Source organism: Pseudomonas sp. RSB 5.4 (assembly GCF_037126175.1).
Lineage (GTDB): Bacteria > Pseudomonadota > Gammaproteobacteria > Pseudomonadales > Pseudomonadaceae > Aquipseudomonas > Aquipseudomonas fluorescens_H.
In genome coordinates, this window is record NZ_CP146986.1 from 387,670 (window position 1) to 399,493 (window position 11,824).

Sequence of the window (11,824 nt, forward strand, 5' to 3'; positions counted from 1 at the left end):
GGATTTTTGTTCTGGCAGCGGATTCTGCGATCAAGCCTAAACTCAATCGTAACGGATCGTTGCAATACAGCCGTGGACACAAACAGCCATACAGTCGTGTTGCCACCATCCATTGTGTACAATCGCGCTGTTTTTTACGCGATACTTGCCAGCGACCTACTGTGCCGTATTACAGTCACGGTCTATTCGCCGCAGTTCTCCCGACTCGAGTGCCCATGAACGAACAGTTGCAACCCCTCAAGAAACAACCGCGAGCAGGCAAAGCCGGCCGCAGCGGAACCCAGGACGATATTGTCTACGCGCATATCTTCGAGGCCATCCTCGAACAGCGTCTGGCGCCCGGCACAAAATTGAGCGAAGAAGCGCTGGGGGAAATCTTCGGGGTCAGCCGCACCATCATTCGCCGCGCGCTGTCGCGTCTGGCCCATGAAGGCGTGGTGCTGTTGCGGCCGAACCGTGGCGCGGTCGTCGCCAGCCCGAGCGTTGAAGAAGCGCGTCAGGTGTTCATGGCCCGCCGTCTGGTGGAGCGCGCGATTACCGAACTGGCCGTGCAGCACGCCACTGCCGAGCAGATCGCCGAATTGCGCCAGATGGTCAACGACGAACGCGACAGTTTTTCCCGTGGCGATCGCGGCGCCGGTATTCGTCTGTCGGGCGAATTCCACCTGAAACTGGCCGAAGCGGCGAAAAACGCGCCACTGATCAGCTTCCAGCGCAGCCTGGTCTCGCAGACCTCGCTGATCATTGCCCAGTACGAAAGCGGCAACCGCTCGCATTGCTCCTACGACGAGCACACCCAGTTGATCGACGCCATCGAAGCGCGCAACGGTGAGCTGGCGGTGGACCTGATGATGCATCACATGGACCACATCGACAGCAAGCTCAACCTCGATGAGGAAAGTGCGTCGGATGATTTGCATGCGGTGTTCTCGCATTTGTTGCAGACCAAGAAGCCTGGGCGTCCTGCGGCGAAACTCTGACTGATACCGAGTCGCGGCCTTCGCGAGCAAGCCCGCTCCCACATTGGATCTTCAGTGAATATAAAATTTGGCATCGACTGAGATCCCCTGTGGGGGCGGGCTTGCTCGCGAATACGGTCTGACAGGCAACAAAAATCCCCCGGGGCTAATACCACCGGGGGATTTTTTATGCCTCGGGAAAACTCAGCGCTGATGCACCAAAGCCCCTGCCGCATAAGTCTGCTGCACCGTGCGGTCATCGCCCAGCGTCATCAGCACGAACAACGTCTCGGCAATGTTGTTGGCCTGTTTCAGGCGATAGCTGAGCAGTGGGGTGGCGTTGTAATCCAGCACCAGGAAGTCCGCATCAGAACCCGGCTGCAGGTTGCCGATCTTGTCTTCCAGGCGCAGTGCCCGCGCACCGCCCAGGGTCGCCAGGTACAGCGACTTGAACGGACTCAGCCGCGCACCCTGCAGCTGCATGACTTTGTAGGCTTCGTTCAGCGTTTGCAGCAGCGAGAAACTGGTGCCGCCGCCGACGTCAGTGCCGAGGCCGACGTTTAGCTTGTGCTTCTCGGCCATCGGCAGGTTGAACAGGCCGCTGCCGAGGAAGAAGTTCGAGGTCGGGCAGAACGAGATCGCCGAGCCGGTTTCCGCCAGTCGCGCACATTCGTCGTCGCACAGGTGTACGCCGTGAGCGAACACCGAGCGTTCGCCGAGCAGTTGGTAGTGATCGTAAACGTCCAGATAGCCCTTGCGCTCCGGGAACAGTTCCTTGACCCACTCGATTTCCTTGAGGTTTTCGCTGATGTGGGTCTGCATGTACAGATCCGGGTATTCGGTCAGCAACTGGCCGGCGAGGGTCAGTTGCTCCGGGGTGCTGGTCGGCGCAAAGCGCGGGGTGACCGCGTAGTGCAGGCGACCCTTGCCGTGCCAGCGTTCGATCAGCGCCTTGCTCTCGACGTAGCTCGATTCGGCGGTGTCGGTCAGGTAGTCCGGGGCGTTGCGGTCCATCATCACCTTGCCGGCGATCATCCGCAGATCAAGTTTCTCGGCGGCCTCGAAGAACGAATTCACCGACTGCGGGTGCACGCTGCCGAACACTAGTGCGGTGGTGGTGCCGTTGCGCAGCAGTTCTTTGATGAAAATGTCCGCGACTTCATCGGCGTGGGCTTTGTTACCGAACTGGCTTTCGCAGGGGAAGGTGTAGGTGTTGAGCCAGTCCAGCAGTTGCTCGCCGTAGGCGCCGACCATGCCGGTTTGCGGCAGGTGGATGTGGGTGTCGATGAAGCCCGGGGTGATCAGCGCGTCCTGATAGTGGGTGATCTCGATGTCCGCCGGCAGGGTCGGCAACAGTTCGCTGGCATGGCCGAGGGCGCTGATCTTGCCGCCATCGACCACCAGCAGGCCGTCCTCGAAATATTCGTAGGAGGCTTCGATCCCGACTTCGGCGGGGTCGGCGATGCTGTGCAGGATGGCGGCGCGGTAGGCTTTGCGAGTCAGAGGCATGAGGGTTCTCTAATCAGTTTGAGGCTTTGAGTTTGGCGGCCTGACTGCGCCGGGAAACGGGCAGCAGTTTGGCAATCGGTTCGGCGCTGGCGGTGTGCTGGCCGAAATTGGCGTTATAGGTGGCGATGATTTCGCCGGCGATGGAGATGGCGATTTCCACAGGCAGTTTGCCTTTGACTTCGCCGATGCCCATCGGGCAGCGCATGCGTTGCACGACGCTGCTGTCGAAACCGCGATCACGCAGGCGATGTTCGAACTTGGCCCGTTTGGTCTTCGAACCGATCAGGCCGAAGTAGGCGAAGTCGTTGCGCTTGAGAATCGCGGCAGTGAGTTCCAGGTCCAGCTGATGGTCGTGGGTCATGACGATGCAGTAGCTGCCGACGGGCAGGTCATCGATTTCATCCACAGGCTCTTCGGCGACGATTTTACGCACGCCGTGGGGGATCTGTTCGGGGAATTCCTCTTCCCGCGAGTCGATCCAGCGTACCCGGCACGGCAGGCTGGCGAGCAACGGCACCAACGCCCGGCCGACATGCCCGGCGCCGAACACGGCGATTTGCGCTTGCACCTGGCCCATCGGTTCGAACAGCAACACGGTGGCGCCGCCGCAGCACTGGCCGAGGCTGGCGCCAAGGCTGAAACGCTCCAGATGGGTGTCCTGCTTGCCGCTGGCGAGCATCTCGCGGGCGATCTGCATGGCTTTGTATTCCAGATGCCCGCCACCGATGGTGTCGAAGGTCTGTCTGGCGCTGACGACCATTTTCGAACCGGCGTTGCGCGGGGTCGAGCCGAGTTCTTCGATGATCGTCACCAGAACGCAGGGTTCGCCCTGGTTCTGCAGGTCGGCGAGGGCGTCGATCCAGTTGTACATAGTTCACCCCTACAACATCGTTGTCTGTTCGGGCCTATTCGCGAGCAAGCTCGCTCCCACATTTTTGATCTCTGTCTTCCACAAAATCTGTGCCCACTGAAGATCTACTGTGGGAGCGAGCTTGCTCGCGAAGGCCGCACCTCGGTCCTAGAGCGGAGCCAGCTCGGTTTCAGCTTCGACCGCTTTCACAGTCTTGAGCTGACGCATCTGCTCACAGCCCCACAACACCCGCTCCGGAGTCGCCGGCGCGTCAATCTTCGGCTGATGCCGGTAGTCACCGAGGCTCGCCACCGCATCCTTGATCGCACACCACGCGGCAATGCCGAGCATGAACGGCGGCTCACCCACAGCCTTGGAATGGAACACTGTGTCTTCCGGGTTCTTGCGGTTCTCGACCAGCTTCACCCGCAGGTCCAGCGGCATGTCGGCCACGGCCGGGATCTTGTAGCTGGCCGGGCCGTTGGTCATCAGCTTGCCCTTATTGTTCCAGACCAGTTCTTCCATGGTCAGCCAGCCCATGCCCTGGACGAAACCGCCCTCGACCTGACCGATGTCGATCGCCGGGTTCAGCGAGGCGCCGACGTCGTGGAGGATGTCGGTACGGAGCATCTTGTACTCGCCGGTCAGGGTGTCGACGATCACTTCGCAGCACGCCGCGCCGAAGGCGAAGTAGTAGAACGGCCGACCACGGGCCTGGCTGCGGTCGTAGTAGATTTTCGGGGTCTTGTAGAAGCCGGTGCTCGACAGCGAGACCTGATTGAAATACGCCAGCTGAATCAACGCTTCGAAGGTCATGATGTGGTCACGCACGCGGACATGGCCGTTGTGGAATTCCACATCTTCTTCGCTGACCTTGTAGTGCCGCGCAGCGAACTCCACCAGACGCTGCTTGATGATCTCGGCGGCGTTCTGCGCAGCCTTGCCGTTGAGGTCGGCACCGCTGGAAGCCGCAGTCGGCGAGGTATTCGGCACTTTGTCGGTGTTGGTCGCGGTGATCTGCACCCGATCCATTTCCACCTGGAACACTTCGGCCACCACCTGCGCGACCTTGGTGTTCAGGCCCTGGCCCATTTCCGTGCCGCCGTGGTTCAGGTGGATGCTGCCATCGGTGTAGACGTGGATCAGCGCGCCGGCCTGGTTGAGGAAGCTGGCGGTGAAGGAAATACCGAATTTCACCGGGGTCAGCGCCAGGCCCTTTTTCAGGATCGGGCTGTTGGCGTTATAGCGGCGGATCGCTTCGCGGCGCTCGGCGTACTGGCTGCTTTCTTCCAGTTCGGCGGTCATCTCTTCGAGCATGTTGTGCTCGACGGTCTGGTAGTAGTGGGTGACGTTGCGCTCGGTCTTGCCGTAGTAGTTGGCCTTGCGCACCGCCAGCGGATCGAGGTTGAGGTGACGGGCAATCGCATCCATCACTTCTTCGATCGCAACCATGCCCTGCGGGCCGCCGAAACCACGGTAAGCGGTGTTCGACGCGGTGTTGGTCTTGCAGCGGTGACCGTTGATGGTCGCGTCACCGAGGTAGTACGAGTTGTCCGAGTGGAACATCGCCCGGTCAACGATCGACGCCGACAGGTCTGGCGAACAGCCGCAGTTGCCGGCCAGATCCATGGCGATGCCGTGCAGGCGCCCGCTGCTGTCGAAGCCGACGTCGTACTCGACATAGAACGGGTGGCGCTTGCCGGTCATCAGCATGTCTTCGACCCGTGGCAGACGCATCTTGGTCGGCTGACCGGTGAGGTGCGCGACCACCGCGCACAGGCACGCCGGGCTGGCGGCCTGGGTTTCCTTGCCGCCGAAACCACCGCCCATGCGGCGCATGTCGACGACGATCTTGTTCATCGACACGTCGAGCACTTCGGCCACCAGTTTCTGCACTTCGGTGGGGTTCTGCGTCGAGCAGTAGACGATCATGCCGCCGTCTTCGGTGGGCATCACCGAGGAGATCTGCGTCTCCAGATAAAAGTGTTCCTGACCGCCGATGTGCAGCGTGCCTTGAATACGGTGTTCGGCGGTGGCCAATGCCGAAGCCGAATCGCCACGCTGATGGGTGTGGCTGTCGAGCACGAAGTGGCGTTTGCGCAAGGCTTCGACCACGTCCAGCACCGGTTCGAGATCCTCGTACTCGATGATCGCCGCCATCGCCGCTTTGCGCGCGGTTTCCAGGTCTTTCGCGGCCACGGCCAGCACTGGCTGACCGACGAATTGCACGTCATCAATCGCCAGCAGCGGATCGCCCGGCAGCAGCGGGCCGATGTCTTTCAGGCCCGGCACGTCTTCGTGGGTGATCGCAATGCGTACGCCTTCGAAGGCGTAGCAGGGCTTGGTGTCGATGCTGATGATTTTCGCGTGGGCGCGGTCCGACAGCCGTGCGTACACGTGCAGCTGATTGGGAAATTCCAGGCGATCATCGATGTACTGCGCTTCACCGGACACATGCTTGGCGGCGCTGTCGTGCTTGACGCTGCGGCCGACACCGGTGGTCAGGTCCTTGGCAAACAGTTCCGCCAATTCGGCTTGGGTCTTCTCTACGGCGTGATGGTTAGACATAAGCGGTCACCCGAGTCTCGATGTGCGGTGTTTGCAGTTCGATGAAGTATTTGCGCAGCAGGTTCTGTGCGCTGAGCAGGCGGTATTCCTTGCTGGCGCGGAAGTCCGAGAGCGGCGTGAAGTCTTCGGCCAATGCGGCGCAGGCGCGTTCGATCACGGCGTTGTTGAACGGCTGACCGAGCAGCACGGCTTCGCAATGGGCGGCGCGTTTCGGGATCGCGGCCATGCCGCCGAATGCCATGCGCGCGTCGGTGATCACGCCGTTTTCCACACGCAGGTTGAACGCGGCGCAGACGGCGGAGATGTCATCGTCCAGACGCTTGGAGACTTTGTAGGCGCGGAAGCGCTGTTCGGCGGTGGCACGCGGGACGATGATTTCTTCGATGAATTCGCTTTCCTGACGGGCAGTGACCTTGTAGTCGATGAAGTAATCTTCCAGGTTCAGTGTGCGCCGGGTCTCGCCTTTACATAGCACCACCTGCGCGCCGAGGGCGATCAGTAGCGGTGGCGAGTCACCGATCGGCGAGGCGTTGCCGATGTTGCCACCGAGGGTGCCCTGGTTGCGGATCTGCAGTGAGGCGAAACGGTGCAGCAGTTCGCCGAAGTCCGGATACTCGGCATTGAGTGCTTCGTAGCAGTCGGAGAGGGCGGTGGCAGCGCCGATTTCGATACGGTCTTCGAAGGTTTCGATGCGCTTCATTTCGGCGACGTTGCCGACGTAGATCATCACCGGAAGGGTGCGGTGGAACTGAGTGACTTCCAGTGCCAGATCGGTGCCGCCGGCCAGCAGCCGGGCTTGTGGGTAAGCGTCGTAGAGGTCGGCCAAATCGGCGACGGTCAGCGGCACCAGGCAACGCTTGTCGCCACTGTTGAGTTCGCCGATATCGGTCGGGGCGATGGCTTTGAGACGGGCGATGGTCTCGGCTTCGCGGGCATCGAACTGGTCCGGCTGCTTGCCACAGCAGGATTGCTCGGCGGCGGCGAGGATCGGCCGGTAGCCGGTGCAGCGGCAGAGGTTGCCGGCCAGCGCTTCGTGCGCCTTGGCCTGATCCGGTGCATCGCTGTTCTTTTGCAGGGCAAACAGCGACATGACGAAGCCGGGAGTGCAGAAGCCGCACTGCGAGCCGTGGCACTCGACCATGGCTTTCTGCACGCTGTGCAATTCGCCCTGGTGTTTGAGGTCTTCGACGCTGATCAGTTGTTTGCCGTGCAGCGACGAAACAAAGGTCAGGCACGAGTTGAGGCTGCGATAGCGAATGTATTCGCGGCCGGCGTCATCCGTTTGCAACTCGCCGACCACCACGGTGCAGGCGCCACAGTCGCCGCTGGCGCAGCCTTCTTTGGTGCCGGATTTGCCCACGTGTTCGCGCAGGTAATTGAGCACGGTCAGATTCGGGTCCAGGGCGTGCTCGCTACGGAGTTCCTGGTTAAGTAAAAACTGGATCACGGAAGGCCTCGCAGACTCATTATTGTTGTTAACCGACTTCAACCGAATTTAGCAGGTCTGACTTTTCGGTCAATGGTTTTCTGACTTAAAGGTCAGGAAAAGCGGTTTTGTCGATTAACCCGCACTCTATTGAGTATTGACCCTGAGCGGATCCACTGCTTTTTTGCTTGAATCGTGCCAAAAAGCGCCGTGCGGGCACTCCGCCATGCACCTGCATTTGCGCTACACTGCGCCGCTTGTGCAGATCGAAGAGTTTGAAGGACAACCATGACGTTCAAGGCGCCGGACAGCCTCGCCGAGCAAATCGCTCACCACCTCGCCGAACGCATCATTCGTGGCGAAATGAAGCCGGGAGAGCGCATTCAGGAACAGAAGGTCACGCTGGCCCTCAATGTCAGCCGCGGATCGGTCCGCGAAGCCCTGCTGATCCTCGAACGCCGTCACCTGATCGCGATCCTGCCGCGACGTGGCGCCCATGTCACCGAACTCACCGCGCACAAGGTGCAGAGCCTGTGCACGCTGATGAGCGAGCTGTACATCCTGCTCGGCAATGCGGTTGCCAATGGCTGGCAGACCCAGGCCGACATGGCGCCGTTCGTGCAGATCCAGCAGCGCCTGGGCGCCAGCTACGAGCGTCAGGACATCCGCACCTTCGTCGACGACAGCTTCGCCGTGATGCGCGCCGCGTACCCGTTTGCCAATAACCCATACCTGCAAGAGACCGTCGAGAACCTGCAGCCGGCCATGAGCCGTGCGTACTTCCTCGCCCTCGAACAGCGCAAGGCCGAAATGAGCGAGTTCCTCGAACTGTTCGAACGCCTGCTGGCCGCTGTGCTCGCCCGTGATTTGCCGCTGATCCGCATCGTGCTGACGGCTTACGCCCAGCGCAGCTGCGATCTGGTGGTTTCCGCCCTGACGGTAGCCTGAGCGTGCGGCTAAAGTGCATCAAACTGGCGGGGTTCAAGTCCTTCGTCGACCCGACCACGGTGAACTTCCCCAGTAACATGGCGGCGGTCGTCGGGCCGAACGGTTGCGGCAAGTCGAACATCATCGACGCCGTACGCTGGGTGATGGGCGAAAGTTCGGCGAAAAACCTGCGTGGCGAGTCGATGACCGACGTCATCTTCAACGGCTCGACCAGTCGCAAACCGGTGAGCCAGGCGAGCATCGAGCTGGTGTTCGACAACTCCGCCGGCACGCTGTTGGGCGAATACGCGGCTTACGCGGAGATTTCCATCCGTCGTAAGGTGACCCGCGACAGCCAGACGACTTATTACCTCAACGGCACCAAATGCCGTCGTCGCGACATTACCGATATCTTCCTTGGCACCGGTCTGGGCCCGCGCAGCTACTCGATCATCGAGCAGGGGATGATCTCCAAGCTGATCGAGTCCAAGCCTGAAGACTTGCGCAACTTCATCGAAGAAGCGGCGGGCATCTCCAAGTACAAGGAGCGCCGACGCGAGACTGAAAACCGCATCCGCCGCACCCATGAAAACCTTGCGCGTCTGACCGACCTGCGCGAAGAACTCGAACGCCAGCTCGAACGCTTGCACCGTCAGGCCGAATCCGCCAGGAAGTATCAGGAATACAAAGCCGAGGAGCGTCAGCTCAAGGCGCAACTGTCGGCCCTGCGCTGGCAGGATCTGAACGATCAGGTCGGTCAGCGCGAATCGATCATCGGCACGCAGGAAGTCAGTTTTGAAGCGCTGGTCGCCGAGCAGCGCAATGCCGATGCCGCCATCGAGCGCCTGCGCGACGGGCACCATGAACTGTCCGAGCGCTTCAATCTGGTGCAGGGGCGCTTCTATTCGGTCGGCGGCGACATCGCCCGGGTCGAGCAGAGCATCCAGCACGGCCAGCAGCGCTTGCGCCAGTTGCAGGACGATTTGAAAGAAGCCGAGCGCGCGCGTCTGGAAACCGAATCGCACCTGGGTCACGACCGCACGCTGCTGCTGACCCTTGGCGAAGAGCTGGACATGCTCACTCCCGAGCAGGAAGTCACCAGCGCCGCCGCCGAAGAAGCTGCTGCTGCGCTGGAAGAAGCCGAGCTGACCATGCACGGCTGGCAAGAGCAGTGGGACACCTTCAACCTGACCGCCGCCGAACCACGGCGTCAGGCTGAGGTGCAGCAGTCGCGGATCCAGCAGCTGGAAACCAGCATGGAGCGTCTGGCCGATCGGCAAAAGCGTCTGGCTGAAGAGCGCGATTTGCTTTCCGCCGACCCGGAAGACGCGGCGATCATGGCGCTCAATGAGCAACTCGCTGAATCCGAAGCGACCCTTGAAGATTTGCAGACCAGCGAAGAAGCGCAGGTCGAAAAGCTTGAACAGCTGCGTCAGGAACTGCAGCAGGCACTGACCGCGCAGCAACAGGCGCAGGGCGATTTGCAGCGCCTCAACGGGCGACTGGCCTCGCTGGAAGCCTTGCAGCAAGCCGCGCTCGATCCGGGCACAGGCACTGCCGAATGGCTGCGCGAACAGAATCTCGCCGAGCGCCCGCGTCTGGCCGAAGGGCTGAAGGTCGAGGCGGGTTGGGAGCTGGCGGTGGAAACCGTGCTCGGCGCCGACTTGCAAGCGGTGCTGGTGGATGATTTCAACGGCTTCGATCTGTCCGCGTTCACCCAAGGTGATCTGCGTCTGCTCAGTCCCGCCAGCGATGGTGTGCGCGTGGCGGGCAGTTTGCTGGACAAGGTCGAGGCGCAGATCGATCTGTCGCCGTGGCTCGGCCAGGTCAAACCGGTCGACAGCCTCGAACAGGCGTTGGCCCTGCGCGGCCAGTTGAGTGCCGGGCAAAGTCTGATCAGTCGCGACGGTTACTGGGTCGGTCGACACTTTCTGCGCGTGCGTCGCGCCAGTGAAGCCGAAAGCGGCATGCTCGCCCGTGGTCAGGAAATCGAGACGCTGCAGGCCGAGCGCGAAGAGCGCGAAGCCACGGTCGAAGCCATGGAAGCCCGTTTGCAGACCCTGCGTGCGCAACAGCGGCAGCAGGAAAACGGCCGTGAGCATTTGCGTCGTTTGCTGCAGGACGAAGCGCGTTCCCAAGGTGAATTGAAAGCCCAGTTGTCCGCCGGTAAAGCCAAGGCCGAACAACTGATGCTGCGCCGCACGCGGCTTGACGAAGAGCTGATCGAACTCGGCGAGCAGCGCGAGCTGGAACACGAACAAGTCGGCGAAGCGCGCATGCAATTGCAGAAAGCGCTCGACGCCATGGCGCTGGACACCGAGCAGCGCGAGTTGCTGCTGGCTCAACGCGACAGCCTGCGCGAACGCCTCGACCGCGTGCGTCAGGAAGCCCGGCAACACAAGGATCACGCCCACCAACTGGCGGTGCGCCTCGGTTCGTTGCGCGCGCAGCATGATTCCACGCGCCAGGCGTTGGAACGTCTGGAAATGCAGGCCGAGCGCCTGACCGAAAAGCGTGAGCAGTTGAGCCTGAATCTGGAGGAGGGCGAGGCACCGCTGGAAGAGCTGCGCCTGAAACTCGAAGAGCTGCTCGACAAACGTATGACCGTCGACGAAGAGCTGAAGACCGCGCAGATCGCGCTGGAAGACGCCGACCGCGAACTGCGCGAAGCGGAAAAGCGCCGGACCCAGGCCGAGCAGCAATCGCAAATGATCCGTGGCCAGCTCGAACAGCAACGCATGGAATGGCAAGCGCTGACCGTGCGGCGCAAGGCGCTGCAGGATCAATTGCTCGAAGACGGCTACGATCTCAATGGCGTGCTCGCGACGTTGACGCCCGAGGCCAGTGAACGCGCCGCCGAAGAAGAACTCGAACGGATCAATGCGCGGATTCAACGCCTGGGCGCGATCAACCTTGCGGCCATCGACGAATACACGCAACAGTCCGAACGTAAACGTTATCTGGATGCGCAGGACGCCGATCTGGTGGAAGCACTGGAGACCCTGGAAAACGTCATCCGCAAGATCGACAAGGAAACCCGTAATCGCTTCAAAGATACCTTTGATCAGATCAATGGCGGTTTACAGGCACTTTTCCCGAAAGTTTTCGGTGGCGGGCGCGCGTATTTGGAACTGACGGGCGAAGATCTACTCGATACAGGGGTAACGATCATGGCGCAGCCGCCAGGGAAGAAGAACAGCACCATCCATTTGCTCTCCGGCGGGGAAAAAGCCCTGACCGCGCTGGCACTGGTTTTTGCGATCTTCAAATTGAATCCGGCGCCGTTCTGCATGCTCGATGAAGTTGACGCGCCACTGGATGACGCTAACGTTGGACGCTACGCACGATTGGTTAAAGAGATGTCGCAGACCGTGCAGTTCATCTATATCACCCACAACAAGATCGCCATGGAAATGGCCGATCAACTGATGGGCGTGACGATGCACGAGCCGGGTTGTTCGCGACTGGTTGCAGTGGATGTCGAGGAGGCGATGGCGATGGTGGACGCCTGAGTCAGCGTGGTGTCGGAAGGGTATTGATGTTCTGTAGGACTTTTTTACCGACTTCGACTTGCTGGCCAATCGA

General features: G+C 61.0%; 7 protein-coding genes. 3 read left to right on the plus strand and 4 right to left on the minus strand.

Annotated elements, in window-relative coordinates; genetic code table 11:
- Window positions 1–215: 215 nt before the first annotated feature.
- On the plus strand, window positions 216–980 hold the full coding sequence (locus V9L13_RS01770) for a GntR family transcriptional regulator (RefSeq protein ID WP_007961054.1): 765 nt from the start codon (window positions 216–218) through the stop codon (window positions 978–980).
- A gap of 183 nt (window positions 981–1,163) precedes the next feature.
- Here V9L13_RS01770 and guaD read toward each other — a convergent pair whose 3' ends face one another.
- The 4 genes from guaD to xdhA all read right to left on the minus strand — a co-directional run bounded on the left by guaD (window position 1,164) and on the right by xdhA (window position 7,333).
- Window positions 1,164–2,468 (minus strand): guanine deaminase, encoded by a 1,305-nt coding sequence (gene guaD / locus V9L13_RS01775; protein WP_338801276.1) that lies wholly within the window; start codon window positions 2,466–2,468, stop codon window positions 1,164–1,166.
- A gap of 13 nt (window positions 2,469–2,481) precedes the next feature.
- The gene (gene xdhC / locus V9L13_RS01780; RefSeq protein WP_338801277.1) at window positions 2,482–3,339 is read right to left on the minus strand and encodes a xanthine dehydrogenase accessory protein XdhC; all 858 of its coding nucleotides are present in this window, start codon (window positions 3,337–3,339) and stop codon (window positions 2,482–2,484) included.
- Between the two features lie 147 nt (window positions 3,340–3,486).
- Complete coding sequence (gene xdhB, locus V9L13_RS01785; protein WP_103484607.1) at window positions 3,487–5,886, minus strand: xanthine dehydrogenase molybdopterin binding subunit; 2,400 nt, start codon at window positions 5,884–5,886, stop codon at window positions 3,487–3,489.
- Window positions 5,879–7,333 (minus strand): xanthine dehydrogenase small subunit, encoded by a 1,455-nt coding sequence (gene xdhA, locus V9L13_RS01790; RefSeq protein WP_338801278.1) that lies wholly within the window; start codon window positions 7,331–7,333, stop codon window positions 5,879–5,881. Before xdhA ends, xdhB begins: the two co-directional genes overlap by 8 nt.
- Window positions 7,334–7,600: 267 nt before the next feature.
- On the opposite strand from xdhA, the gene V9L13_RS01795 reads away from it, so the two are divergent.
- The gene (locus V9L13_RS01795; RefSeq protein ID WP_338801279.1) at window positions 7,601–8,260 is read left to right on the plus strand and encodes a GntR family transcriptional regulator; all 660 of its coding nucleotides are present in this window, start codon (window positions 7,601–7,603) and stop codon (window positions 8,258–8,260) included.
- A gap of 2 nt (window positions 8,261–8,262) precedes the next feature.
- Window positions 8,263–11,751: a chromosome segregation protein SMC gene (smc, locus tag V9L13_RS01800; protein ID WP_338801280.1), complete on the plus strand. Its 3,489-nt coding sequence runs from the start codon at window positions 8,263–8,265 to the stop codon at window positions 11,749–11,751.
- The last annotated feature ends 73 nt before the right edge of the window (window positions 11,752–11,824 follow it).